Origin of the sequence: Agrobacterium leguminum (assembly GCF_005144435.2) — a bacterium.
Taxonomy (GTDB): domain Bacteria; phylum Pseudomonadota; class Alphaproteobacteria; order Rhizobiales; family Rhizobiaceae; genus Agrobacterium; species Agrobacterium leguminum.
Window position 1 is genome coordinate 1,478,356 of the sequence record NZ_CP120212.1, and the last position, 25,119, is coordinate 1,503,474.

Below are 25,119 nucleotides of genomic sequence, written 5' to 3' on the forward strand. Positions count from 1 at the left end.
TCACCCAGGAGTGACCTCATGAAACCTTACCACTGGGAATCTCATCACGGAAATTTCGGTGACGATCTCAACCTGTGGCTGTGGGATTTTCTGCTTCCGGGCCTGCGCGATGTGCATGATGACGTCATGCTCGTCGGCGTCGGCACCGTGCTGAACGATGTTCTTTTGCCCGCAAAGCAGCGCAAGCTGGTGATCGGCAGCGGTTATGGTTATGGCGCGGTGCCGGATACCAGCACCGAGTTCTGGGATATTCGTTGCGTGCGCGGCGAAAAAACCGCCGCCAAGCTGGGGCTCGCGCCCGAAAAGGGCATTGTCGATCCGGCCGTCATGGTCACCGAGATGCCCGATTTCAAAGGCCTGCCGAAGCTCTACAAGAAGACCTTCGTTCCGCACTGGGAATCGGCGGAATTCGGCATGTGGGAAACCGTCTGCGAACCGGCGGGACTGACCTATCTCGACCCGCGCGGCGAGGCGAAAGCGGTGATCCGCGCCATCGCCCAGTCGGAATTCATCGTTGCCGAATCCATGCATGGCGCAATTCTTGCCGATGCCTTCCGCGTGCCATGGGTCGCGGTCAGCACCTCGCCGTCGATCAACAGCTTCAAATGGAGCGACTGGGCCGGCAGCGTGGGTGTCGAATATCAGCCGCGCTATGTGCCGGTTTCGACCCGCGCCGAGGCGGCAAAAAAGGGCTCGCGCTTCTGGGGCATGAGCTTCCCGCCGCCGCCCGGCCCCGTCATTGCCGAGGCCGGTTCCGTTCCGACACATGAAGGCCCGGCGCATGAGGGTGACGTGCTGGTGCGGCCGCAGGAAACGCAGCCCCGGTCATTGCGCAAATTGGCCAAGCAGGTGCTGGCCGCGCCTTCCACGTTGGCGCTCTGGCAGGCAAGCCGCGCGGAGCCGCGTCTCAGCCCGGATGGTCGGCTGGAAGAGCGCAAGGAGCGTTTCGCCGCCGTTCTGGAAACGGTGAAGCGGGATTATCTCTGAGGGTCTACATAGTCTGCAGCGGTGCTTTTTTTCGCGCCACGGATAAGGTGCAGCGGCACCTATGCGTTTGGCAAGAGCGGAGAATCCGCAGGCCGTCACCCCGGACTTGATCCGGGGTCCAGCGCGATCAAGTCATTGATCGCGAAAGACTCTTTTCACGGCGCAGACGCGCCATGGCTGGATGCCGGATCATCCTCGGGCTAGTTCCGGGGACCGGCATGACGGAAGAGGGAAACGCGGACTTGTCGCGGTTCTTGCGGCAGTGGATCTGCCCCTACGAAACCGGCGTACCGTCCAGCAGATAACGCACATCCCGCACCGGTGGCGATTTACGGAACCGGGCGGTCTTGTCGCTCCAGATGCCGCGCGTGATGGCGGGCAGGGCGGGGAGCCGCGCAAGGGCGTGGCTCAGCGCGCCGCCCATGCCCTTCTGCTTTTTCGCATCGAGAAAATGGCGAAGCTCGAATTTGGCGCGGATGTGTTTTTCATGTTCGCGCAGGATCGCCGTTTCCTCTGCCGAGAGCCGGCAGCCGGCGAGAATGGCCTTGTCCGCCTCGTATAAGCGGCGAAGATCTTCGGTGCGATGGCGGCCGCTCAGCGAGTTACCGCGCACGATCGCGCCGTAGCCGCAATGGCGGATGACCTTGTAACGCGCACCGGCGGCCAGCGCCCGCACGTAAAGCTCGTAATCTTCACCGAGCCGCAGGCCGTCATCGTAACGCAGTGCATGTTTGTCGAGAAAAGCGCGGCGTATGACCGGCTTCAGAAACCCGGTTTCCCCGCGTTCGACGCCGGGCCTGGAAATATTGCCTTCCACGAATTCCGTCAGCGACAGAAACCGCGCCTGCGGTTCGAAACGGACCGGCTGCATGGAGGATGCGCCGGGGACCGATTGCTGGATGAAGGCGATATTGTCGGCCACCAGATCCCAGTCGTCGTCGGCCAGCATGGCCGCGAAACGGCCTCTGAAAAAGAAGTCGTCCGCATCGAGAATGCTGATGAGCGGCGCCGATGAAATCGAGATGGCGTGGTTGCGCGCAGCCGAAGGGCCTCGATTGACCTCGAATCGCACGACCCGCAGACGGCCCGTGCCGTCGTCCGCCGCATGCGCCACATCGCTCGTCGTGTCGGTGGAACCATCGTCGATCACCACGACTTCGCCGACCTCCGGCTCCACAAGGGCGGAACGTATGGCGATATCGATTGTTTCGGATGCATTTTTCGCAGCGATGATGACGCAAATGGGCTGTGAACCGCTCACCATGTATTGTCCTTCTGCTTTGACCAACCGTCAGGATTTGGCCAGCAGAAAGTGTCACGGGTATGGATGCAAGCGATTTTTTTGCGACGCAATAAATGAAGCTGCGTGAAAGCTCACATATCGGTCAGTTTTGCACCGTGCGGCGGCGGGCTTTTTACGGCGTCCGCCTGCATTGCCTCGGCGCCACGGTCCCGCGCGAAGGTTTCGCGCATGCGCCGTTTTTCCCGGGCGACCAGAACGAGAATCCCAACAAAATAACCGACTTGCAGAATGACCGCGCAGATGAGGGTCTGGATGAATGCCGTATAGAACGAGCCGTGGATGAAATATGTCGCAACCGCAAAGGTAAGCAATGCACCGATCATGCTGAAAAAAACACGAGGTGCATACATGGTGCTCTCCTCCCGAGAACGATTTCTCCATTTTTGACTGCGCTGCGGCATTTTTCTTCTTTGCAAGAAATATACGATGAGACCGGTGCTGTTTCAACACACATATACTTCTTCTAACGGTTGCGGCATGAAATTTCGGTAATCTTGATTGGTAAATTCCTCGGTAATCGATGACTTCCCCCAATCGGGGCTGCCTTACCAGGCGATTTCCTGCTTTTGAGAGGCGTAAAATCGTTCTCTTGCGGCCATTGTCGGCTGTCTTACGCCCTCTGCAGACTTCGTTAACCATCTCGCCTTTAAAAAGTCGGTATTGATTCCTCAGCAAGAGCAAGGTGCCCGCGTGACAACGAGTTCAGAAGTAATCGCCTTTCCGGCAAAGAACCGTATTGCCGACGTAAAAAGATGTGCAACCACGCTTGACCGGCTGCATGGTGTGGAGGCGAATGATTTCTGGCGCAGGGAGTGCCGTGAGCTGGCCGCCCGTCTGACGGCACTTGGCTATGAGGACGCCGCCATGCGGCGCGAGGTCATGGAATTTCAAAACGCCGTGCAGGCTGAATTGTGGGCGGGCGACGCCACGCCAGAGGCGCGCCGCGACAGCCATTGAGGCCTCAGCGTTTTCCATAAAAAAGCCGGCAGGTGTCAAACCTGCCGGCTTTTTTGTTCATGCCCGTTTGATCAGGAAGCGCTAGCGCCGCGTGTGCGGGCAACGCCGTCAAGTGCGGGCTTGTATTTCGGGTCGAGCCGGGCCGCATGGCCATAGGACTTGGCGGCCTTGGCCATCTCGCCGCGACGCTCATAGACCAGCGCCTGGTTGGCCCAGGATTCCGCCACATTGCCATCCAGCGAAATGGCGTGGTTGAAATCGGCGAAGGCGTTTTCATCGTCGTTCAAGGCGACATAGGAAAGGCCGCGGCCGTTATAGGGCTCCGGCGAGGTCGACGACAGCGAGATTGCCTTGGAGAAGTCCTCGATGGCCTGGGCATGCTGGTTGCGCAGCTGGTAGATCAGCCCGCGATTGTGCCAGGCGCGTCCGTCGGTGGTTTCAAGCTCGATGGCGCGGGAGAAATCGTTGAAGGCTTCGTTCACACGCCCGGACTGGCGGTAAAGATTGCCACGGCCGATCAGCGCCACATCGTAGCTCGGATTGATTTGCAGGGCGGCGTTGTAGTCCTGCAGGGCCTGCTGCTGCTGCCCGGAGTTGCGATAGACCAGCGCGCGGTTGGCATAGGCCTGATAAAAGCGCGGGTTGAGCTGCAGCGCCTTGTTGAAATCCTCGATGGCGCGGCGCGAATCGCCGGCGCGGCCGTAAGCCGAGCCACGGACGTTATAGCCTTCGGGATCCTGCGGATTGGCGTTGATGACCGAGGTGAGCGAGGCGATGTTTTCCTGCGAACCCTGGGCACGGTCGATCCTGAACACATCTTCCGTCTGGTTGGATGTCGCGCAGCCGGAAAGACCGGCAAGGACGGTACAGACGACCAGAGAAGCGCGGAACCCTCTGTTGTTTTTCAATGGCACCCGGCGCGTGGAGGCATCGGAGTTTTTCACAACACAGGCGTCGACAGCGATCATTCGGTGTGGGTTCCCTCGCAGGCCGGTCTCACGGTCGTTTTCAAGAGCGTTCTCCGGCCACAAACACAAAGAGCGGCGGCGAATTGATCGCCCCCGCCCAACAAGCATTCAAAAACGTCCAAAAGACGGCCTATTAACGGCCTGCGCGGGGGCCTGCAACCAGACCTTCGCGCTGTGCACGCTTGCGTGCCAGCTTGCGAACGCGGCGAACGGCTTCAGCCTTTTCGCGAGCGCGCTTCTGGGAGGGCTTTTCGTAGTAATCGCGCATTTTCATTTCACGGAAAATGCCTTCGCGCTGCATCTTTTTCTTCAGGGCGCGGAGCGCCTGATCAACGTTATTGTCGCGGACTAGTACCTGCACGTGAATCCCGTTCCTTTGGTTTGGTTAATTTGCTATGTGAATAAGGCATTCGCACGCAAATAAAAAATCGTTCGTTCGGCTGTCGAGCCGGGCGATTGGTGACGTGCAATAACAGATCATTTGCAGCAAGTCCAGCCGGTAGCGCATAATCACCCAGCAAAATGCGGCTTGCCCGGATTTCTGCCTGCGATGTCGAAACAAAATCATTGCGGCGTCGCAAAATGGATATTGCCTCCCATCCCGATTTGCCATGTGTATGATAAGGGCCGGAGCCATGTTTCCGGCTTCTGGCCGGTTCTTGAGGAGCAGATTGCGAATGCGCAAATATTCCGTTTTTGCCGTGGCGCGTGAGGCGCTCAGGGGTCATAAGGGGTGGGATGCGCAATGGGCCTCGCCCGAGCCGCGCAAGGACTACGATGTCATCATCATCGGCGGCGGCGGCCACGGGCTGGGGGCTGCCTATTATCTTGCCAAGGAACACGGCATTACCAATGTCGCAGTTCTGGAAAAAGGCTGGCTTGGCGGCGGCAATACCGGCCGCAACACCACCATCATCCGCTCCAACTATCTCTATGAAGAGAGCATGGATATTTACGAGCATTCCCTGAAACTGTGGGAAGGCCTGAGCCAGGATCTCAATTATAACGTCATGTATTCGGCGCGCGGCGTGATGATGCTGTCGCACAATATCCATGACCGGCAGTCCTTCAGCCGCCATATCAATGCCAACCGTCTTTACGGCATCGACAATGAGTGGCTGACGCCGGAGCAGGCGAAAGCCTATTGCCCGCCGCTCGATATTTCCGGCAATGCGCGGTATCCGATCAATGGCGCAGCACTCCAGCGCCGCGGCGGCACGGCGCGCCACGATGCGGTGGCCTGGGGTTATGCCCGCGCGGCCTCCGACCGCGGCGTGCACATCATTCAGAACTGCGAGGTTACGGGCATTCGCCGTGGGCCGGACGGGGCGGTGACGGGTGTGGAGACCAATCGCGGTTTCATCGGTGCGAAGAAGATCGGCGTTTCCGCCGCCGGTCATTCCTCCGTCATCATGAAGATGGCGGATGTGCGCGTTCCGCTGCATTCCAACCCGCTGCAGGCGCTGGTGTCGGAGCCGCTGAAGCCGATCTTCCCCTGCGTGGTGATGTCCAACACGGTCCACGCCTATATTTCGCAATCCGACAAGGGCGAGCTGGTCATCGGCGCGGGCACCGATCAATATAACTCCTATTCCCAGACCGGCGGCCTGCAGATCATCACCCACACGCTCGACGCCATCTGCGAGCTGTTCCCGATCTTCCGCCGCGTCAAGATGATGCGGCAATGGGGCGGCATTACCGACAACACGCCTGACCGCTCGGCGATCCAGAGCGTGACGCCGGTGCCGAACCTCTTCGTCAATTGCGGCTGGGGCACGGGCGGCTTCAAGGCGACGCCGGGTTCGGCGAACCTCTTCGCGCATCTCATCGCGCGCGGTGAACCGCATCGTCTGGCGGCGGGGCTGACGCTCGACCGGTTCCGCACCGGTCGCCTGATCGATGAGGCTGCCGCTGCCGCGGTGGCGCATTGATGCTGGCGGCGGCCATGCTTGCGATCAACATATCAGGCGCGGCCGTGGCCGTGCCCGTCGGCAGCGTCATTCCCGAGGCTAAGGATTTTCGCAGCCAGAAGATTGCGAAGATGCACGGTGAGAAAGACTGGCCTTTCGTGGCGGAAAAAGGCCTGCTTCTCTGTGCTCCGAGTCTCGCGAACAAGATGGTTTATTTTGTCGGCGAGAACGAAGATGGCGAGCAGGATTACCCCTTCGCGATCGACACCGACATGATGGCGGTTGCCATCGTCAATATGGGCCGGGCCTCGGCGCTACGCCCTTTCGATAATTTCGAGCAGCTTTTAAAGCGGCTTTCCCCTTTCGTAGCCATGGGAAAGCGGCTGTGTGACCAACCCGCCGGAACAGCGCTTCCGGAAAATTCTCTCTAGGTGGAGCGACGATGCTTCTGATCCATTGCCCCTATTGCGGGGAAGACCGTTCCGAACTGGAATTCCGCTGGGCGGGCGAAGCCCATATTGCCCGGCCGGAAAACATCGCCGATATTTCCGACGAGGCCTTCGCCGAATATTTCTTCATTCGCGACAATGACAAGGGCCTCGTTTTCGAGCGCTGGCGTCACATTCACGGCTGCGGCCGCTTCTTCAACGCCGCCCGCGATTCGGTCAGCGACAAATTCCTGATGACCTACAAGGCGGGTGAGCCGAAACCCGATACTGAGACGGTCCTTTCCGCAGAAAAGGGAGCCGGGCAATGAGCGGCGATTATCGTATCAAGGGGGCCGGTCGTCTCACCCCGGCCAGAACCGCGCGCTTCACCTTCGATGGCAAGATTTATCAGGCGCTGGAGGGGGACACGGTCGCCTCCGCGCTTCTGGCCAATGGCGTGCATCTGATCGGCCGCTCGTTCAAATATCACCGGCCGCGCGGCTTCCTTTCCGCCGGGCCGGAAGAGCCGAATGCGCTGATCGACGTTTCCCGCGACAGCCTGCGCAAGCAGCCCAATGTGCGCGCCACAGTGCAGGAAGTGTTCGACGGCGCCATCATCGCCTCGCAGAACCGTTTCCCGTCGCTATCCTTCGATCTGAGTGCGATCAACGACCTCCTGTCGCCGATGTTCGCGGCCGGGTTTTATTATAAGACCTTCATGTGGCCGAAGGCCGCCTGGCACAGGGTTTACGAACCGCTGATCCGCCGCGCCGCCGGTCTCGGCAAGGCGCCGAGCGAGCCGGATGCGGATCATTATTCCGGCCGTTATGCCCATTGCGACGTGCTGGTGGCCGGCGCCGGTGTCGCTGGTCTGACGGCGGCGCTTGCTGCCGCGAAAACCGGCGCCAGCGTCATTCTGGTCGATGAAAATGCCGAAGTCGGCGGCGCGCTGCGTTTCGACACCGGTACTGTCATCGACGGTCTGCCCGGTTACGAATGGGCGCAGAAGGTTTTTGCCGAACTGAAGTCCCTGCCCAATGTGCGGGTTCTGACCCGTACCACCGCTTTTGGTTATTACAACCACAATTTCGTGGCGCTGGCCGAGCGGGTGACCGATCATCTCGCCACGCCCGCCAGACACCAGCCGCGCGAGCGACTGTGGCAGGTGCGCGCCAAAAAGGTCGTGCTGGCGGCGGGTGCGATCGAACGCCACATGGTCTTTGCCAATAATGACCGCCCCGGCATCATGCTGGCCTCGGCCGCACGCATCTATCTCAACCATTACGGCGTCGCCGTGGGCCAAAATGTCGGGGTCTACACCGCCCATGATTCGGCCTATGAGACGGCCTTCGATCTCAAAAAGGCCGGGGTGAAGATCGCCGCCATCGTCGATTGCCGCGAGAACCCGGATCAGCGCCTGCTGGATGAGGCACGGGCGCTCGGCATCGAAGTGCTGGCGGGCCATAGCGTTTACAATACCGCCGGCCGCCTGCGCGTCTCCTCGATGACCGTCGGCCGCAATGGCGGCTCCAACAAGCGCAAGATCGCCATCGATGCGCTTGTCGTTTCCGCCGGCTGGACGCCTTCGGTGCATCTCTTCTCGCAATCGCGCGGCAAGCTGAAGTTTGACGCGGCTAACCAGCGTTTCCTGCCGGATATCCATGTGCAGAACGGTGTCTCCATCGGCGCCTGCAACGGCACGGACGATCTCGCAGCGCTGATCGCCGAGGCTGCGGCTGCCGGCGACGGCGGCGTGGAATTTTCCGGCGAGAATGCGCGGACCTGGACAGGCGGCATGATCGGTGCGGCAGAAGGCGCGGGTGAGGGAACCGGCGTCAAGGCCTTCATCGATTTCCAGCACGATGTCTGCGCCAAGGATATCCGCCTTGCCGTGCGCGAAGGCATGCATTCCGTCGAGCATATCAAGCGCTTCACCACCAATGGCATGGCGTCCGATCAGGGCAAGATGTCCAACATGCATGGCCTTGCCATCGCATCGGAGGCGCTCGGCCGGGATTTGCCCAAGGTCGGTCTCACCACCTTCCGCCAGCCCTATACGCCGGTCACCTTCGGTACGCTCATCAACCATTCGCGCGGCGCGCTGTTCGACCCGGCCCGCAAGACGCCGATGCACGAGGAAGAGCTGGCTGCCGGTGCGGTGTTCGAGGATGTCGGCAACTGGAAGCGCGCCTGGTTCTTCCCGCGGGCGGGTGAGGACATGCATGAGGCGATCAACCGCGAATGCAAGACGGTTCGGACAAGCGTCGGCGTGTTCGATGCCTCCACGCTCGGCAAGATCGAAGTGGTCGGCCCGGATGCGGCGAAGTTTCTGAACCTCATCTACACCAATGCCTGGGACACGCTGAAACCCGGCCGCTGCCGTTACGGCATCATGACCCGCGAAGACGGCTTCGTTTACGACGACGGCGTCGTCGGGCGTCTTGCCGAAGACCGTTTCCATGTGACGACGACCACGGGCGGCGCGCCGCGCGTTCTCCAGCACATGGAAGATTATCTCCAGACCGAATTCCCCGATCTCAATGTCTGGCTCACCTCGGCCACCGAACAATGGGCTGTGATTGCAGTGCAGGGGCCAAAGGCGCGCGAGGTTATCGCGCCCTTCGTCGAGGGCATTGATTTGTCTCCGGAAGCCTTCCCGCATATGGCGGTGGCCGAAGGTACCTTCTGCGGCGTACCGACACGGCTCTTCCGCGTGTCATTCACCGGCGAACTCGGTTTCGAAATCAACGTTCCGGCCGATTACGGCGCAGCCGTCTGGACCGCGATCCGCGAAAGGGCGGAAGCCGTCGGCGGCTGCCTTTACGGCACCGAGACCATGCATATTCTGCGTGCGGAAAAGGGCTATATCATCGTCGGGCAGGATACGGACGGTACGGTGACGCCTGACGATGCGGGGCTTGCCTGGGCCGTTTCCAAAAAGAAGACGGATTTCGTTGGCATTCGCGGGCTGAAACGTCCCGATCTCACGCGCTCCGGCCGCAAACAGCTTGTCGGCCTGAAGACGAAAGACCGGCTGATCGTTCCGGACGAGGGCGGCCAGATCGTTGTCGATCCAAACCAGCCGAAGCCCATGACCATGCTCGGCCATGTCACCTCCGCCTACTGGTCGGAAAATCTCGGCCATTCCATCGCTTTTGCGCTGGTGGCGGATGGCAGGGCGCGCATGGGCGAAACGCTCTATATTCCGCTCGCCGATAAAACCATTGCCGTCGAAGTGACCGACATGGTCTTCCTCGACAAGGAAGGAGCCCGTCTCAATGGCTGACAAACTTCACGCAAAACGCAAATCCGTGCTCGAGGATTTTCACGGGGGCTCTCCCTTCGTTTCGCTGAAACCCGCTGCTTCCGCATCGCGGCTGTCGCTGCGCGCCCGGGAAAGCGCCCTGCCGGCACTTTCGCAAGCGCTCGGTCTTGCCCTGCCTGCCCGCCCGAAAAGCTCCGTCACCTCGGGCCTGCGGTCCGCTCTGTGGCTCGGCCCGGATGAATGGCTGGTGATCGATCAGGGCGAAAGCGACCTGGTGGCGGCTCTCGCCGGCGTTTCCGGCCTGTTTTCGGCAACCGATGTTTCCCATCGAAATACGGCCGTCATCGTCTCCGGCGCCGGTGCGGAAGCGGCACTCAATGCCGGCTGCCCGCAGGATCTTTCTCTCGCAAAGTTCCCGGTCGGCGCGTGCTCACGCACCGTTTTCGGCAAGGCGGAAGTGGTGCTGCTGCGCACGGCGGACGATACGTTCCGGGTGGAATGCTGGCGTTCCTTTGCGGAATATGTCGGCGGGCTGTTGCAGGAAGCGGCTGAGGACGTGGCGGTTTAACCCGCCATCCAGCCCCGCCATTCCACCCATCGTCCATGGAAATCGGCTCGGCCGATTTCCTGTTTCTCGCCGGTTGGCCAGATCTGCAGGGTAGTGGCGGCGCTGCCCGGCGTCGCGTCCGCCTCCATTTGCAGCCGGGCAAGCGGGGCATCCGGCGTGGCGCGGGTTCCAGCTTCGGCAATCACAGCCTCGCCTGCCTGTTTCAGTCCATCGGGCAGATATTGCCAGGCGACGGAATGATAGACGACGTGGACAGCACCCGCATATTGCGTGGCAAGGCGGCGTTTCAGCCAGTCGACCGCGTCCGCCTTCTCGACATGCAGGCCATGCTCCACCGCTATCCGCAGGGCGGCGGCGGTTCGCTCCAGCCGGTCTGTCTGATCGGCCCAGACATAGGACATCAGCCGCAGGCGATCTTCGGCGGATGACGGGTCGAGCGGATTGAGATCGCAGCCGGCGCGCTCGATAACCTCGATCTGCTCATGGGCCGGGGTGTCGCCGCGCCATTCCGGTGACAGGAAAACATCGGATTGCTCACCCCAGGCGAGGTCGCCGAGGCGATATCGGTAACGGTCGAATTGCAGGTTGAGGCCAGCGCTGGCTCCGACTTCGGAAAGCACCAGCGGCTTGCCGGTTAATTTCGCAATCGAAAGAAAGCCCGGCAGCAGAACGGCGGAACGGCGAACCTCGTTGGTCTGCGGCGGTGATTTCAACCGGTCGATGATGAAGGCGGAATGAAAACGCAGGGCGCTGGCGCAGGCCTGCCAGAGCGCTTCTTCGTCTTCCGGCGGGATTTCGGCAAGCGGCGCGATCTTTTCCTCTATGGCGAGCGCATGCAGGGCGCCCGCCAGCCGCAGGGGAACGGAATCGCCCGAGGGGCCGACATCGCCTGGCCAGGATAAAATGCGCTCGCCCACCTCGGTATGGCGGTCGAGCCTTGCTGCCATGGCGCGGCAAAGCCGTGCGGTAAAGGGCGAGCCGAGGCTGTCGCAGGCTCTTGCCTGCACGAGAAACGCATTCCTTACGGCTTCGTCATGCATGCGGTCTCTCCCTTGCGGCAGTTTCAGGCGTCTTCCGGCCTGTCCTCCGGGTTGAACTGGCTAATGGTGGTCCAGCGGGCGGTAAGTGCTGGCTTTTTCTCGTTTTCGATTTCCACCGTCACGTCATAGGTCGTCATCAACATGGCAGCGCCGCGAAAACGCGCCTCCGCCAGCGTGAAGCGGCCGCGCACCCGCGCACCGCTTTTGACCGGCGTAACGAAACGAACAGCATCGAAGCCGTAATTGATGCCCATGGTCTGTTCGCGAATGCGGGGCAGGGCATCGTAATTCAGCGCCGAAAGCAGAGACAGCGTCAGGAACCCATGCGCGATGGTGCCCCCAAAGGGGCTTTCCGCTTTGGCGCGCTCCGGGTCGGTGTGGATGAACTGTTCGTCCAGTGTCGCCTTTCCGAAGGCGTCAATCATCGTCTGGTCGACGGTGATCCAGTCGGAAACGCCCATTTCCGTGCCGACCAGATTTTTCATCTCCGCCAGCGCAATTTCTTTTGTCATGTTACCTCGTCCGCATTGTTTCCAGGGACTTATACGGCTGGCGACGCGAAGGGATCAACTGCGCAGATAAAACACCACGGAACGGGCGGGCAGGAAGGCGGGATTGCCGAAATCCGTGCCGATCGCATGCCAGCCATTGCCGGGCAGCGTGAAAGGAACGACGTCGCGACCGCGATTGATGAGAATCGCAAGCTCGACCTCGTCGCCCGTTTCCCGGTCCGCCGTTGAAAGCACCATGGCGAAGGCCGGTCCATTCGGGCTTTCCCAGTCCGCAATCGTCATGGGCTCCCCGCCCGGCGCAAGCCATGTCACATCGCCGCTGCCGGAAAAGAAGCCGGTCTCGGAAAAGATGCCGAAGCGTTTGCGAAGCGCTGCGAGAAATGCGGTGTGATCGATCAGTTCGGGGACAAGCGAAGACCAGTCGACCCAGGTAATGTCATTGTCCTGACAATAGGCATTGTTGTTGCCATGCTGGCTGCGGCCGCCCTCATCGCCGGCGGTCAGCATCAAGACGCCGCGACTGACGAACAGGGTGGAAAGCAGCGCCTTTACATCCGCAATGCGGGCGGCGACAATGGCAGGATCATCCGTCAGGCCTTCGAAACCATTGTTCCAGGAGTGGTTTTCATTGTGGCCGTCGCGATTGTTCTCGCCGTTTTTCTCATTGTGCTTGTGTTCGTGGCTGACAAGATCGAACAGGGTGAAACCGTCATGGGCGGCGAGAAAATTGACGCTGCGGCTGTTTAGGCGGCCATGGCGGGAAAAGATCGGCGAAGACCCGGAAAGCGCATCTGCCAGCGCCCCGGTGGTGCCGGCGTCGCCGCGCCAGAAGCGGCGCATATCGTCGCGGGCGCGGTCGTTCCACTCCAGAAAGCTCTCGGGGAAATTACCGAGCTGATATCCGCCGGGGCCGATATCCCATGGTTCAGCGATCAGCAGGCGGTCGTAAAGTACCGGGTCCGAATGCATGGCCGCGAGCGTTTCGCTTGCCATGTCGAAGCCATTGGCCGTTCGCCCGAGCACGGGCGCGAGATCGAAACGGAAGCCGTCGACGCCGGCATTCAGAACGAAATGTCTGAGGGAATCGACGATGAGTTGGCGAATATAGGGATGGTCGCAGGCGACCGTGTTGCCGGTACCGGTATCGTTGACCAGCACACCCGGCTTTCCCGGCGGGTGGCGGAAGGCGGTGAGATTATCGAGCCCGCGCAACGACAGGATCGAACCTTCTATATCGCTTTCGCCGGTATGGTTGAAGACCAGATCGAGAATGACGCCGATGCCTTGCGTATGCAGCGCCGCAATCGTGTCGCGCAATTCCCGCACGCCGCCGGGGCAGAGGCGCGGATCGAGCGCCATGAAGCCGACGGGATTATAACCCCAGGCATTGGAAAGGCCGAGCGGCGGCAGGTGGCGCTCGTCGATCCAGGCGGTGATCGGCATCAACTCCACCGCATCGACGCCGATTTTTTTCAGGTGCGCGACAATGGCGGGATGGGCAAGTGCGGCAACGGTGCCCCTGATCTCTTCCGGCACTTCAGGATGCAGCCGGGTGAAGGATTTGACGGCGAGTTCGTAAATCAGCCCGCCTTCGGCAAAAAGCGGCGGTTGACGCCGGACTGGCTCATGCTGCGAAAGAATCGCTTTCGGCATGATCCCGCCGGTATCCGCACCAAAGGCGTAAAGTGCGGGATCGTGCCGGAAGGGGCGGTCGATCTCCGTGGCATAGGGGTCGAGCAGCAGTTTCGCAGGATCGAACCAGAGGCCGTGTTCGGGGGCGTAAATGCCGTGAGCGCGAAAGCCGTATCGTGTGCCGGGGCCGGCATCGGAGACGGTCAACCGGTGAACGTCATCTTCGCCGCGCGTCATCGGCAAACGCGCCGTTTCTTTTTCGCCCTTCGCATCGAAAAGGCAGAGATCGATCTGCGAGGCGTGCCGGGAATAGACCGTGAATTCCGTTCCGTTTTCCGTGTGGATTGCACCTTTGGGGAAAACGGAAGGTGTCTGCATGGTCTGTCTCTCCGGGGAACGGTGTTTCTCTTCCAGAATGGAAAAGGGAGGCAAGGCCGAGTGAGGGACGCTTTCAGTGCGTCCCTCATGAGCGGGCGGCAAGCCCTTACGTAATAACGCTCGGTGCGTTGCGGCCGGTATGGGCCTTGATGCCGGCGATGGTATCGGCAACGGAAATCAGGTCGGCGAGCGCCTCCTGCGTTTCGATGCCGTGACGGGCTGCATCCGGCTCGTAACGCTCGACATAGAGGCGAAGCGTGGCGCCCGCAGTACCCGTGCCGGAAAGGCGCAGCACGATGCGCGAACCACCTTCGAACAGGATGCGGATGCCCTGATTTTTGCTGACCGACTGATCGACCGGATCGTGATAGGCAAAATCATCCGCCGCCGCGACCTTCAGATTGCCGTAGCTGGTGCCGGGAAGTGTGGCGAGTTTTTCGCGCAGGGTTGCGACCAGCGTGTTGGCGGCGTCCGAATCCACTTCCTCATAGTCATGGCGGGAATAATAGTTGCGGCCATATTCGGCCCAGTGCTTTGTGACGATGTCCTTCACGCTTTCCTTGCGCGCGGCGACGATGTTCAGCCAGTAGAGCACGGCCCACAGGCCGTCCTTTTCGCGCACATGGTTGGAGCCGGTGCCGAAGCTTTCTTCGCCACAGATCGTTACCTTGCCGGCATCCATGAGATTGCCGAAGAATTTCCAGCCGGTCGGCGTTTCATACATGCCAAGGCCGAGCTTTTCGGCCACACGGTCCGCCGCCGCACTGGTCGGCATCGAGCGGGCGATGCCGGAAATGCCGGCGGCGTAACCGGGGGCCAGTTTGGCATTGGCCGCGATGATGGCGAGGCTGTCGGACGGGGTGACGAACATGCCCTTGCCGACCACCATGTTGCGGTCGCCATCGCCATCGGAGGCGGCGCCGAAATCGGGGCCTTCCGGGCTCATGACGTCGTCATAAAGCTCCTTGGCGTGGACAAGGTTCGGGTCTGGATGGTGGCCGCCGAAATCCGGCAGCGGCGTGGCATTGCGGACCGAGCCCTTCGGCGCGCCGAGACGCTTTTCGATGATCTCCACGGCGTAGGGGCCGGTGACGGCGCTCATGGAATCGACCACGACCCTGAAGCCGCCGGCGATCAGGGCGCGAATGGCGGCGAAATCGAACAGTTCTTCCATCAAAGCGGCGTAATCGGCGACCGGGTCGATAACCTCGACCGTCAGCTCATCCACCTTGAAGCTGCCCACCTTGTCGAGATCGATATCGGCGGCGTCGGAGATTTTATAGCTGTCGATGACCTTCGAGCGGTCATAGATCGCATCGGTGATCTTTTCCGGTGCGGGGCCGCCATTGCCGATATTGTATTTGATGCCGAAATCTTCGTTCGGGCCGCCGGGATTATGGCTGGCGGAAAGCACGATGCCGCCGAAGGCCTTGTATTTGCGGATGACGTTGGAGGCGGCAGGCGTCGAGAGAATGCCGCCCTGACCGACCAGCACCTTGCCGAAACCGGCGGCGGCGGCCATCTTGATCGCCTTCTGGATGACTTCGCGGTTGTAATAACGGCCATCGCCGCCGATCACCAGCGTTTGGCCCTGAAAGCCCTCAAGCGCGTCGAAGATCGACTGGATGAAATTCTCGGCGTAATTTTCCTGGGCGAAGACTGGCACCTTCTTGCGCAGGCCGGATGTGCCCGGCTTCTGGTCCTGATAGGGCTTCGTCTGAACGGTCTTGATCATTGTTTCAATGGCCTTTCGAAATAAGCTGGCTGTAAAGCGCGGCGTAAAGACCGGCGCTTTTTTCCCAGGAAACATCGGATTTCATTCCGAGTTTCTGCATTTGTGTCCATAGTTTCGGGTCGTGGTAATAACGGACGGTCCGGCGGATCGCCTGTTTCAGACCATCGAGCGTGACGGGTGAAAATTGCACGCCGGTCGCCGATTTATTGGCGATGGCGGCATGGTTGGCGTCGATCACCGTGTCGGCAAGGCCGCCGGTGCGGGCGACGACCGGAATGCAGCCGTAGCGCAGCGCATAAAGCTGGGTGAGGCCGCAGGGTTCGAAACGCGAGGGAATGATGATCGCATCGCAGCCCGCCTGCATCAGATGCGACAGCGGCTCGTTATAACCGACGGCAACGCCGACGCGGCCATGGTGGCGGGACGCCGCCGCCAGAAGCGCGCCTTCCAGCGCCACATCGCCGGCTCCCAACACTACCAGACGGCCGCCGAGGGAAACGATCTCGTCCACGGCTTCCGCCATGAGGTCGATGCCCTTCTGCCAGGTGAGGCGGGAGATGATGCAGAAAAGCGGGCTGTCATCATCGTCGATGCGGAAATGTTCGGCGACCGCCTTCTTGTTCAGCGCGCGGTTCTTGAGATTGGCGGCTGAATAATTGTCGTGGATCAGATGGTCCGTCGCCGGGTTCCAGACATCGGCATCAATGCCGTTGACGATGCCGTGCAGCACATGGGCGCGGCTGCCGATCACTCCTTCCAGCCCCATGCCGAATTGCGGGGTGAGGATTTCCTCGGCATAGGACGGGCTGACGGTGCTGAGCGCCGTTGCCGTCTGCAGGCCACCCTTCAGGAAGCTCACATCGTTGTAATATTCGATGCCTTCCATGCCGAAGGCATGGGCGGGCAATGCAAGCTTGCTGAAGATATTCGCGCCGAACTGGCCCTGAAAAGCGATGTTGTGGATGGTGAGAAGGCTCGGAATCTCCGGCGTTTCGGCATAACGCATATAGACCGGCGCCATCGCGGCCTGCCAGTCATGGGCATGCACCATATCCGGTCGCCAGCCGGGAAGCGCGCCGGCGGCAATGCGGGCCGCAGCCAGCGACAGCGCCGCGAAACGCTTCCAGTTGTCAGGGTAATCCTTGCCGGTCTGGTCGAGATAGGGGCCGCCGGAGCGCTCGTAATAAGCGGGCGCATCGAGAATGAGGAGGTTAAGCCCCTCATGCCGCACTTCGAGCACATCGGCTTTTTCGCCGAGCAGATCGGTAAATTCGAAACATTTGACGGGGTCCGTCACGGCGGCTTTCACCGCCGGATATCCGGGTATCAATGTGCGCGTCGTGACGCCATGGGCTTCCAGCGCGATGGGGAGCGCGCCGGCAACGTCGGCGAGCCCTCCGGTCTTGATCAGGGGATAGATTTCGGATGAAACCGAAAGGACATTCATGGGCTCTACAGGTCCAGCTTGTCGATCATCGATTGGGTGATAAGGCAAATGCCGTTTTCGGTGCGGCGGAAACGTTTGGCATCCAGTTCTGGGTCTTCTCCTACAATCAGTCCTTCCGGAATGACCACGCCATGGTCGATGACGACATTGCTGAGCTGGGCATGACGCCCGATCTTCACACTCGGCAGTACTACGGCATTCTCAAGGCGGGAGTATGAATTAGCGCGCACCCCGGTAAACAGCAGGCTGCGCTGCAGGGAAGCGCCGGAAATGATGCAATCGCCGGAGACGACCGAAGACACGGCCGAGCCGCGGCGGTTCTCGTCATCGTGCACGAATTTCGCCGGCGGCGTGATTTCCGCATAGGTCCAGATCGGCCAGGACTTGTCGTAGATATCGAGGTCCGGCACCACATCCGTCAGGTCGATATTGGCCTGCCAATAGGCATCGATGGTGCCGACGTCGCGCCAGTAAGGGCCATGCTCGAAATCCGAACGCACACAACTATCGGCGAAGCGATGGGCGACGGCTTTGCCGTGTTCGACGATATAGGGAATGATGTCCTTGCCGAAGTCGCGGCTGGAGGTCGGGTCAGCGGCGTCGCGGCGCAGGGCTTCCATCAGGAATTTCGTGTGGAAGACGTAGATGCCCATCGAGGCGAGAGCGAAGCCTTCATTGCCGGGAATGCCCGGCGGATCGGCCGGCTTTTCGATGAAATCGATGATCTCGTCTTTTTCATTCACATGCATCACGCCGAAGCCGGTCGCTTCCATGCGCGGCACTTCAAGGCAGCCGATCGTCACGTCGGCGCCGGAATCGACATGCTGCTGCAGCATGTATTCGTAATCCATCTTGTAAATATGGTCGCCGGCGAGGATGACCATATATTCCGGCGCATAGGGCTCGATGATGTCGATGTTCTGGTAGACGGCGTCGGCCGTGCCTTCATACCATTGCGTTTCGGAAACGCGCTGGGAGGCCGGCAGAATATCGAAGCTTTCGTTACGCTCGGGACGGAAGAAATCCCAGCCGCGCTGCAGGTGGCGGATGAGCGAGTGCGCCTTGTATTGCGTGGCGACGCCGATGCGGCGAATGCCGGAATTGAGCGCGTTGGAGAGCGCAAAATCGATGATGCGCGCCTTGCCGCCGAAATAGACGGCGGGTTTTGCCCGGCGGTCCGTCAATTCCTTCAGGCGGCTTCCTCTGCCGCCTGCGAGGACATAGGCCATTGCATCGCGTGCCAAAGGCTGAACTCTTTTTTCCGACATGGTGTCCTCCCTCTCTGTCTGTCAGTTTTCCGGCTCGAGCATGATCGTTGCGAGTGGCGGCAGGACGAGCATTGTCCCGATGTCTCCCCCGGCATCGACCGCCTGAACGCGTCCGCCATTTCCCTTGCCGCTGCCGCCATAAATTTCGGCGTCGGTGTTGAGAATCTCCCTCCACCGCCCCGCAAGCGGAAGCGGCACATAGTAATTTTCCCGATAGACCGGCGTGAGATTGCAGATGACCGCCACCGGCTTTTCGCCCGGCGCCATGCGCAGCCAGGCAAAGACGGAATTGTCGTGGTCATCCACCACAAGCCAGCGGAAACCTTCCGGTTCGCAGTCACGGGCGTGCAAAGCGGGTTTTGAACGGTAGGTGAGGTTGAGATCGCGCACGAGGCGGCGCATGCCCTCATGCATCGGATATTGGCGCAGGTTCCAGTCGAGCGAGCCCTTTTCGCTCCATTCGCTCCATTGTGCGAATTCCTGCCCCATGAACAGCAGCTTCTTGCCGGGATAACCCCACATGAAGGCGTAATAGGACCGCAGATTGGCGAATTTCTGCCAGTCGTCGCCGGACATCTTGGCGATCAGCGATCCCTTGCCGTGCACCACCTCGTCATGGGAAAGCGGCAGCACGAAATTTTCGCTGAAGGCGTAAAGCAGGCCGAAGGTCAGCTCCTGATGGTGGAACTTGCGATGCACCGGCTCACGCGAGAAATAACTCAGCGTATCGTGCATGAAGCCCATGTTCCATTTGAAGCCGAAGCCGAGGCCGCCCTCGTGGACCGGCTGCGACACTTTCGGCCAGGAGGTGGATTCCTCGGCAATGGTCATGACGCCCGGATGGGTGCCGTAGACGAGGGAATTCATCTTCTGCAGGAAGCGGACGGATTCGAGATTTTCCCGTCCGCCATATTCATTGGGGATCCACTCGCCTTCCTTGCGGGAATAATCGAGATAGAGCATCGAGGCGACCGCATCGACGCGCAGGCCGTCGAGATGGAATTTTTCGGCCCAATAAAGCGCATTGTTGATGAGGTAGGACATCACCTCGATGCGGCCGAAATTATAGATGGCCGTATTCCAGTCGGGGTGAAAACCCTGACGCGGATCGGCATGTTCGTAAAGCGCCGTGCCGTCGAACCAGCGCAAGCCGTGCTCGTCGGTTGGAAAATGCGCCGGAACCCAGTCAAGCAGGATGCCGATGCCGACCTTGTGGGCGCCATTGACGAAACGCGCAAAGCCCTCCGGATCGCCGAAACGGGCGGACGGCGCATAAAGCCCGGTCGTCTGGTAACCCCATGAAGGGTCATAGGGATGTTCGGTGATGGGCAGGAACTCGATATGGGTGAAGCCCATATCCGTGCAATAGGGAATGAGCTGGGCGGCCAGTTCATCCCAGCTCAGGAACGTGCCGTCCTCGCGCCGCCGCCAGGAGCCGGCATGCACCTCGTAAATGCTGATCGGCTGGCGGCGCTGGTCCACCTGCGCCCAATGTTCCCGGTGGGCCTGGTCTTCCCATTTCTGGGTGAGTTCCGGCGCGGTAACGGAGGCGTTTTTCGGCCGCAACTCGGCGCGCCGCGCATAGGGGTCTGCCTTTAACGGTAGAAGCTCGCCGTTTGCGCCGAGGATTTCGAACTTGTAGGCACAGCCGGCATAGACGTCAGGCGCGAAGATTTCCCAGATGCCGGTATCCTTGCGGAACCGCATGACATGCCGACGACCATCCCAATTGTTGAAATCGCCGACGACGGAAACGCGCCGCGCATTGGGAGCCCAGACGGCGAAGTGGAAGCCCTCGACGCCCTCGAGCTTCAGCGGATGCGCGCCCATCCTGTCGAAGAGTCTGAGATGCGATCCTTCGCGGACGAAATAATCGTCCATGGGGCCGAGAACCGGGCCGAAGCTGTAGGGGTCGGTCACCGCCCATTCGGCATCGTCGCGGCTGGCGCGATACCGCACCGGCTGTCGCTTCGAAAGATCGATCCGGCCTTCGAAAAAGCCGTCCGGATCGAGCCGCTTCAATTCGCCCACGAAATTTCCGTCCAGTGTCAGGACGGAAACCTCCTCGGCGCCGGGAATGAAACAGCGGGCGGAAAACCCTTCCGGCGTTTCGTGCACGCCGAGAAGGGCAAAGGGATTGGAATGCAAACCGCTCTTGATCGCCTCGATTTCAGCCTTCGTGATGTCGCCAGTCTTTTTCTCTTCGGCCGAATTGAGCGGTTTTTTCATCAGGCTCTCCAGATCTCGGTGGCATATTGGCGGATTGTCCGGTCGGACGAGAACCAGCCCATGCGCGCCGTGTTGCGCACTGTCTTGGCATACCAGCTGTCCGGATCGCTCCAGATCGCGTCCACTTCCCGCTGCGCATTGGCATAGGCGTCGAAATCGGCGGCGACCATGAACCAGTCGCTGTTGTAAATACCGTCGATCAGGCCGGCGAAACGCGAGCGGTCATCCGGCGAAAAGACGCCGGAGGCGATGGAAGACAGCGCCTGCGACAGCTCGGCCGATCCTTCGATGATCGCGCGGGGATTGTGGCCTTCGGCGCGCGCCTTGGCCACTTCGTCCGCCGTCATTCCGAAGATGACGATATTCTCCGCGCCGACATGATCGCGCATTTCGACGTTGGCGCCATCGAGCGTACCGATGGTGAGCGCGCCGTTGAGTGCGAATTTCATGTTGCCGGTGCCGGAAGCTTCCATGCCGGCCGTCGATATCTGTTCGGAAAGATCGGCGGCGGGAACCATGATTTCCGCAAGCGAGACGTTATAGTTCGGAACAAACACCACTTTCAGAAGCCCGCGCACGGCCGGATCGTTGTTGATGACCCGGGCAATATCGTTGGCAAGCTTTATGATCAGCTTCGCGTTGTGATAACTCGGCGCCGCCTTGCCTGCGAAGAACTTAACGCGCGGCACCCAATCCAGTTCCGGGTGAGAACGGATCTGATCGTAAAGCGCGACCGTCTCCACGAGGTTCAGAAGCTGGCGCTTATATTCATGGATACGCTTGATCTGGATGTCGAACATGGCCGAGGGATCGACGCGGATGCCCATGCGCTGCGCCACCGTATTGGCAAGCCGCACCTTGTTCAGACGCTTCACCTCGGCGAATTTTTCGCGGAAACCGGCATCGTCGGCAAAACGGTCGAGCGCGGTGAGTTTTTCTGCATCGTCGAGGAAATCGTCGCCAATCGCTTCGCGCAGCAGGCTGGTGAGGCCCGGATTGCACTGCATCAACCAGCGGCGCGGTGTGATGCCATTGGTCTTGTTGTTGATACGGTCAGGATAAAGGCTGTGCAGGTCGGCAAAGACCGTTTCCTTCATCAGGTCGGTATGAAGGGCGGAAACGCCGTTGATGGAATGCGAGCCGATAAAGGCGAGGTTGCCCATGCGCACGCGGCGTTCGCCGCCTTCATCGATCAGCGAGATCGAACGGATCTGCTGATCCGCCATCTTCTTTTCCTTGCGGGCGTAGACCAGCGTGTTGGCGTTGATCGCATAGACGATCTGCATATGTCTTGGCAGAAGACGCTCGAGCAGCGGCACCGGCCAGCTCTCCAGCGCCTCCGGCAGAAGCGTGTGGTTGGTATAGGAGAACGTGCCCTGCGTGATCTTCCACGCTTCCTCGAATTCCAGCCCGTGCACATCGCACAGAAGACGCATCATTTCGGCGATGGAAATGGCCGGATGCGTATCGTTGAGCTGGATCGAGACCTTCTCAGGCAGCGAGGTGAAATCGGGATATTGCTGCAAATGGCGGCGCAGAATGTCCTGCAGCGAGGCGGAGGAGAAGAAGAACTCCTGCCGCAGGCGCAGTTCCTGACCGGCCGGCGTCGCATCGGCAGGGTAGAGAACCCGTGTCAGGCTTTCCGCCTTGTTGCTTTCGCGCAAGGCGCCGATATGGTCGCCGGCGTTGAAGGCGGCCAGCAGAATGGGGTCGATAGGCTGCGCCGACCACAGGCGCAGCGTATTGACGCGGGTGCCGCGCCAGCCGACGACCGGCGTATCGTAAGCCATGGCGATGACGCGTTCAGCCGGTTTCCAGACGAAACGCTGCGGATCTTCATAACCGCCGATGGTTTCCACCGAGCCGCCGAAGCCGACCTCATAGGAGCTTTCGCGGCGCTCGAATTCCCAGGGGTTGCCGTGCGCCAGCCAGGTTTCCGGCAGTTCCACCTGCCATCCATCCGCCATCTGCTGGCGGAAGAGGCCGTGCACGTAACGGATGCCGTAGCCATAGGCGGGAATGTCGACGGTCGCCATGGATTCCATGAAACAGGCCGCAAGCCGGCCGAGACCGCCATTGCCGAGCGCCGCATCCGGCTCCAGCCCGGCGATGACATCCAGATCGACGCCGAGCGAGGACAGGGCATCGCGGATTTCGTGCATCAGGCCGATATTGGAGATGGCGTCGCGCATCAGGCGGCCGATCAGGAATTCGAGCGACAGGTAATAAACGCGCTTGGAATTGTTGGCATAGGCCTTGCGGGTGGATTCCATCCACTTGTCGATGATGCGGTCGCGGACGACGAGGATGGTTGCGGTCAGCCAGTCATGGGGCTTGGCAACCTTGACATCCTTGCCGATACGGTAGGTGAGGCGTTCGATGATTTCCGACGCCATGATTTCCGGGTTGGAACTGCGCGGGGCGGGACGGGGAAGATCGGCGGCGTTAAGATTATTGATCATTGGTCGGTCAGCACCTTGGTGGGAGGAGAGGGTCTGATGAGGTCGATCCGGTTTGCCTTTGCTGATGCCAGTTTATGCATCGATATGGAGGCGTGGCAACAGCAATTTTTTCGGAAAATTGAACAGCTTAGCGCAATGAAAAATAAGTGTTTTTCTCGGCGCCCAAAGGATCGCCGAAGGCATTGATCGCCCTGTCTGCGCCGTTCTTCAGCGGATTTTCTTGGTCCTTGCGATGCCGGGCATCGCTCGGAAAAGGGGAAGAGGCTGCAATACTTCTGAAATGGTTCACCGGTCCTGAAATCTGTTTCGAACTATCGGATCACACACTAGCCTTCGCGGTTGTGAAAATTCAATGAAAATAAACAGGGCAGTGCTGCCGCCGCGCCGACCTGTGGTGGCGCGGGTGTAAAAACCGGCTGCGATCATCGCCAATGGCGCTGTTTACGGCAGGAGAAAAGGCTCCATCGCCATCTCCCCGGCGCGGATCGTCACTCTGGTATTCGGGGGAACGGCGCACCAGGGCGCGCAATCGAAGGAAAAGGGTTCGGAACTCAATGCGATGCCGTCATCGAGCCCGCGCCAGTAGAGTGTCGGCGGCTTGTCGTCGCTCGACCAGCGGAAGGCATGCAGGCAATCGCCATCCATCAGGACGGCACTGAATCGCAGCGCGGAAGACACGCCTGCCGCCATCATCTTGTCCTGGCAGAGCCGCAGCGCGGTGGAAATGGCGCGAACCGGCTCGGTGTCGAGGCCATGCCCGGCGGCAATCAGGAAAATGGCTTCGCTATCGCCGGTGCCGCGCCGGGATGCATAGATATCGTCGGGGATGAGGGAATCGATATCGCGCCTGATCTGCTCGTAACCGCCGATCTGGCCGTTATGCATGAACAGGTATCGCCCATGCGCAAAGGGATGGCAATTGGCGCGGGACACTTCGCCTGATGTGGCGGAGCGGACATGGGCCATGAACATGCCCGAGCGGAGCTGGTGGCAAAGCGCCGCCAGATTGGCGTCTGACCATGCGGGCCTTGTATCGCGAAAAACGCCGGGTGTTCCACGTTCGCCATACCAGCCAAGGCCGCAGCCATCGCCATTGACGACGGTTTTCGCTTCCCTTGCGGCCATGGACTGGCTGACCAGCGATGCTTCCGGCTCGATCAGAAGACTGTCGAGCCAGACCGGTTTACCGGAATAGGCAAAGAGGCGGCACATTCATGCGGCTCTGTTCAGGGCCTTGTTTCCGAGCGCGAAGCCGACGGCGGCCTTCGCGTGAATGGCGGTCGAATCGTAACCCGGCAGCGGCAGGGCATCGGGATCGATCAGCAGCGAAATCTCGGTGCAGCCGAGAATGACGGAATCGACGCCGAGTGCGCGGGCCTTCTCGATGACCGCGAGATAGCGCTCGCGCGAGCAGGACTTGATTTCGCCCTGGCAAAGTTCACCGAAGATGATGTCGTGGATTGCAGCCCGGTCTTCCGCATCCGGCGCGACCACCTCGACGCCGTGGCGGCGCATGCGGTCGGTGTAGAAACCATGTTCCATCGTGTAACGGGTGGCGAGAAGCAGCGGCTTGCGGCGTCCGTCCGCCTTCAGGGCTGCGGCGGTTTCATCGATGATATCGATCAACGCCACGCCGGACATCTTCTCCACGGTGTCCGCGACCAGATGCATGGTGTTGGTGCAGATCAGCACGCAATCGGCGCCCGCATTGGCAAGGCGCGCGCCGGCCGCACCCAGAAGCGCACCGGCCTCATCCCAGCGATCGGCCTTCTGAAGGGCGACGACCTCGGAAAAATCGAGCGAATGCATGACGATGTCGGCCGAAACCAGTCCGCCGCGGCTGTCGCGCACGGCCTCGTTGATCATGCGGTAATAGGTTGCGGTGGATTCCCAGCTCATGCCGCCGATCAGGCCGATCCGTTTCATAAGAGTTCCCTTATCAAGTTTGATTGAAAATAAGAATGCCATCGTCGGGGCGAAAACGGCATGCGTTTTTGCAGCGATTTCACGGCGTAGATGCAAAATTAGGG

At 60.4% G+C, this 25,119-nt stretch carries 22 protein-coding genes; 7 read left to right on the plus strand and 15 right to left on the minus strand.

Annotated features, from left to right (window positions below):
- Positions 1-18: 18 nt before the first annotated feature.
- Positions 19-987, plus strand: coding sequence for a polysaccharide pyruvyl transferase family protein (locus CFBP4996_RS21410; RefSeq protein ID WP_080853874.1), 969 nt, complete (start codon positions 19-21; stop codon positions 985-987).
- A 274-nt stretch (positions 988-1,261) separates the two neighbouring features.
- Here the strand turns inward: CFBP4996_RS21410 and CFBP4996_RS21415 are convergent, their stop codons facing one another.
- Together CFBP4996_RS21415 and CFBP4996_RS21420 are read right to left on the minus strand one after the other, a co-directional pair.
- Positions 1,262-2,251 carry a glycosyltransferase family 2 protein gene (locus tag CFBP4996_RS21415; RefSeq protein WP_020811960.1) on the minus strand — a complete coding sequence of 330 codons (990 nt, stop codon included), beginning with the start codon at positions 2,249-2,251 and terminating at the stop codon, positions 1,262-1,264.
- A 110-nt stretch (positions 2,252-2,361) separates the two neighbouring features.
- A complete protein-coding gene (locus CFBP4996_RS21420) occupies positions 2,362-2,640 on the minus strand; it encodes an exopolysaccharide production repressor protein (protein WP_059756990.1) in 279 nt (92 codons plus the stop codon).
- 340 nt (positions 2,641-2,980) lie between these two features.
- Between CFBP4996_RS21420 and CFBP4996_RS21425 the strand changes: the two genes are divergently transcribed.
- Entirely contained in the window at positions 2,981-3,247 is a 267-nt protein-coding gene (locus CFBP4996_RS21425; protein ID WP_080853873.1) for a DUF6074 family protein, read from the plus strand.
- Between the two features lie 71 nt (positions 3,248-3,318).
- On the opposite strand, the gene CFBP4996_RS21430 is transcribed toward CFBP4996_RS21425, so the two are convergent.
- On the minus strand, positions 3,319-4,215 hold the full coding sequence (locus CFBP4996_RS21430; protein ID WP_080819947.1) for a tetratricopeptide repeat protein: 897 nt from the start codon (positions 4,213-4,215) through the stop codon (positions 3,319-3,321).
- 133 nt (positions 4,216-4,348) lie between these two features.
- Positions 4,349-4,576: a 30S ribosomal protein S21 gene (gene rpsU, locus CFBP4996_RS21435; protein WP_003508541.1), complete on the minus strand. Its 228-nt coding sequence runs from the start codon at positions 4,574-4,576 to the stop codon at positions 4,349-4,351.
- 316 nt (positions 4,577-4,892) lie between these two features.
- On the opposite strand from rpsU, the gene CFBP4996_RS21440 reads away from it, so the two are divergent.
- The 5 genes from CFBP4996_RS21440 to CFBP4996_RS21460 are packed head-to-tail and all read left to right on the plus strand — an operon-like array spanning position 4,893 to position 10,386.
- Complete coding sequence (locus CFBP4996_RS21440; protein WP_003522141.1) at positions 4,893-6,146, plus strand: sarcosine oxidase subunit beta family protein; 1,254 nt, start codon at positions 4,893-4,895, stop codon at positions 6,144-6,146.
- A complete protein-coding gene (locus CFBP4996_RS21445) occupies positions 6,146-6,556 on the plus strand; it encodes a hypothetical protein (protein ID WP_162936046.1) in 411 nt (136 codons plus the stop codon). The genes CFBP4996_RS21440 and CFBP4996_RS21445 overlap by 1 nt, the downstream gene beginning before the upstream one ends.
- Positions 6,557-6,567: 11 nt before the next feature.
- Positions 6,568-6,882, plus strand: coding sequence for a sarcosine oxidase subunit delta (locus tag CFBP4996_RS21450; protein WP_003508553.1), 315 nt, complete (start codon positions 6,568-6,570; stop codon positions 6,880-6,882).
- Positions 6,879-9,839, plus strand: coding sequence for a sarcosine oxidase subunit alpha (locus CFBP4996_RS21455; protein ID WP_080853872.1), 2,961 nt, complete (start codon positions 6,879-6,881; stop codon positions 9,837-9,839). Before CFBP4996_RS21450 ends, CFBP4996_RS21455 begins: the two co-directional genes overlap by 4 nt.
- A complete protein-coding gene (locus CFBP4996_RS21460) occupies positions 9,832-10,386 on the plus strand; it encodes a sarcosine oxidase subunit gamma (protein WP_080853871.1) in 555 nt (184 codons plus the stop codon). The genes CFBP4996_RS21455 and CFBP4996_RS21460 overlap by 8 nt, the downstream gene beginning before the upstream one ends.
- Here the strand turns inward: CFBP4996_RS21460 and CFBP4996_RS21465 are convergent.
- The 11 genes from CFBP4996_RS21465 to CFBP4996_RS21515 form a co-directional block, all read right to left on the minus strand.
- A complete protein-coding gene (locus CFBP4996_RS21465) occupies positions 10,383-11,426 on the minus strand; it encodes a DUF2332 domain-containing protein (RefSeq protein ID WP_080853870.1) in 1,044 nt (347 codons plus the stop codon). The two genes, CFBP4996_RS21460 and CFBP4996_RS21465, sit on opposite strands and share 4 nt — an antisense overlap.
- A gap of 23 nt (positions 11,427-11,449) precedes the next feature.
- Positions 11,450-11,938, minus strand: a complete 489-nt coding sequence (locus tag CFBP4996_RS21470; RefSeq protein WP_080853869.1) for a MaoC family dehydratase — start codon at positions 11,936-11,938, stop codon at positions 11,450-11,452.
- A gap of 54 nt (positions 11,939-11,992) precedes the next feature.
- Positions 11,993-13,948, minus strand: a complete 1,956-nt coding sequence (gene glgX, locus CFBP4996_RS21475; RefSeq protein ID WP_080853868.1) for a glycogen debranching protein GlgX — start codon at positions 13,946-13,948, stop codon at positions 11,993-11,995.
- 106 nt (positions 13,949-14,054) lie between these two features.
- Positions 14,055-15,683 carry an alpha-D-glucose phosphate-specific phosphoglucomutase gene (locus CFBP4996_RS21480; protein ID WP_080853867.1) on the minus strand — a complete coding sequence of 543 codons (1,629 nt, stop codon included), beginning with the start codon at positions 15,681-15,683 and terminating at the stop codon, positions 14,055-14,057.
- 4 nt (positions 15,684-15,687) lie between these two features.
- The gene (gene glgA, locus CFBP4996_RS21485) at positions 15,688-17,130 is read right to left on the minus strand and encodes a glycogen synthase GlgA (protein WP_080853866.1); all 1,443 of its coding nucleotides are present in this window, start codon (positions 17,128-17,130) and stop codon (positions 15,688-15,690) included.
- 5 nt (positions 17,131-17,135) lie between these two features.
- A complete protein-coding gene (gene glgC / locus CFBP4996_RS21490) occupies positions 17,136-18,398 on the minus strand; it encodes a glucose-1-phosphate adenylyltransferase (protein ID WP_003522150.1) in 1,263 nt (420 codons plus the stop codon).
- A 21-nt stretch (positions 18,399-18,419) separates the two neighbouring features.
- Positions 18,420-20,627, minus strand: a complete 2,208-nt coding sequence (glgB, locus tag CFBP4996_RS21495) for a 1,4-alpha-glucan branching protein GlgB (protein WP_035263407.1) — start codon at positions 20,625-20,627, stop codon at positions 18,420-18,422.
- Positions 20,627-23,089, minus strand: coding sequence for a glycogen/starch/alpha-glucan phosphorylase (locus CFBP4996_RS21500; protein WP_003522152.1), 2,463 nt, complete (start codon positions 23,087-23,089; stop codon positions 20,627-20,629). Before CFBP4996_RS21500 ends, glgB begins: the two co-directional genes overlap by 1 nt.
- Positions 23,090-23,216: 127 nt before the next feature.
- The gene (locus CFBP4996_RS21505) at positions 23,217-23,378 is read right to left on the minus strand and encodes a hypothetical protein (RefSeq protein ID WP_162936045.1); all 162 of its coding nucleotides are present in this window, start codon (positions 23,376-23,378) and stop codon (positions 23,217-23,219) included.
- Positions 23,379-23,530: 152 nt separating this feature from the next.
- Positions 23,531-24,301 (minus strand): class II glutamine amidotransferase, encoded by a 771-nt coding sequence (locus CFBP4996_RS21510; protein WP_080853865.1) that lies wholly within the window; start codon positions 24,299-24,301, stop codon positions 23,531-23,533.
- On the minus strand, positions 24,302-25,015 hold the full coding sequence (locus CFBP4996_RS21515; RefSeq protein WP_080853864.1) for an aspartate/glutamate racemase family protein: 714 nt from the start codon (positions 25,013-25,015) through the stop codon (positions 24,302-24,304).
- Positions 25,016-25,119 lie beyond the last annotated feature (104 nt).

Excerpts from the sequence above, each read along its gene's own strand:
- CFBP4996_RS21410 (WP_080853874.1), top strand. The coding sequence starts at position 19 with ATGAAACCTTACCACTGGGAATCTCATCACGGAAATTTCGGTGACGAT.
- CFBP4996_RS21415 (WP_020811960.1), bottom strand. The coding sequence starts at position 2,251 with ATGGTGAGCGGTTCACAGCCCATTTGCGTCATCATCGCTGCGAAAAAT.
- CFBP4996_RS21420 (WP_059756990.1), bottom strand. The coding sequence starts at position 2,640 with ATGTATGCACCTCGTGTTTTTTTCAGCATGATCGGTGCATTGCTTACC.
- CFBP4996_RS21430 (WP_080819947.1), bottom strand. The coding sequence starts at position 4,215 with ATGATCGCTGTCGACGCCTGTGTTGTGAAAAACTCCGATGCCTCCACG.
- CFBP4996_RS21440 (WP_003522141.1), top strand. The coding sequence starts at position 4,893 with ATGCGCAAATATTCCGTTTTTGCCGTGGCGCGTGAGGCGCTCAGGGGT.
- CFBP4996_RS21445 (WP_162936046.1), top strand. The coding sequence starts at position 6,146 with ATGCTGGCGGCGGCCATGCTTGCGATCAACATATCAGGCGCGGCCGTG.
- CFBP4996_RS21450 (WP_003508553.1), top strand. The coding sequence starts at position 6,568 with ATGCTTCTGATCCATTGCCCCTATTGCGGGGAAGACCGTTCCGAACTG.
- CFBP4996_RS21455 (WP_080853872.1), top strand. The coding sequence starts at position 6,879 with ATGAGCGGCGATTATCGTATCAAGGGGGCCGGTCGTCTCACCCCGGCC.
- CFBP4996_RS21460 (WP_080853871.1), top strand. The coding sequence starts at position 9,832 with ATGGCTGACAAACTTCACGCAAAACGCAAATCCGTGCTCGAGGATTTT.
- CFBP4996_RS21465 (WP_080853870.1), bottom strand. The coding sequence starts at position 11,426 with ATGCATGACGAAGCCGTAAGGAATGCGTTTCTCGTGCAGGCAAGAGCC.
- CFBP4996_RS21470 (WP_080853869.1), bottom strand. The coding sequence starts at position 11,938 with ATGACAAAAGAAATTGCGCTGGCGGAGATGAAAAATCTGGTCGGCACG.
- glgX (WP_080853868.1), bottom strand. The coding sequence starts at position 13,948 with ATGCAGACACCTTCCGTTTTCCCCAAAGGTGCAATCCACACGGAAAAC.
- CFBP4996_RS21480 (WP_080853867.1), bottom strand. The coding sequence starts at position 15,683 with ATGATCAAGACCGTTCAGACGAAGCCCTATCAGGACCAGAAGCCGGGC.
- glgA (WP_080853866.1), bottom strand. The coding sequence starts at position 17,130 with ATGAATGTCCTTTCGGTTTCATCCGAAATCTATCCCCTGATCAAGACC.
- glgC (WP_003522150.1), bottom strand. The coding sequence starts at position 18,398 with ATGTCGGAAAAAAGAGTTCAGCCTTTGGCACGCGATGCAATGGCCTAT.
- glgB (WP_035263407.1), bottom strand. The coding sequence starts at position 20,627 with ATGAAAAAACCGCTCAATTCGGCCGAAGAGAAAAAGACTGGCGACATC.
- CFBP4996_RS21500 (WP_003522152.1), bottom strand. The coding sequence starts at position 23,089 with ATGATCAATAATCTTAACGCCGCCGATCTTCCCCGTCCCGCCCCGCGC.
- CFBP4996_RS21510 (WP_080853865.1), bottom strand. The coding sequence starts at position 24,301 with ATGTGCCGCCTCTTTGCCTATTCCGGTAAACCGGTCTGGCTCGACAGT.
- CFBP4996_RS21515 (WP_080853864.1), bottom strand. The coding sequence starts at position 25,015 with ATGAAACGGATCGGCCTGATCGGCGGCATGAGCTGGGAATCCACCGCA.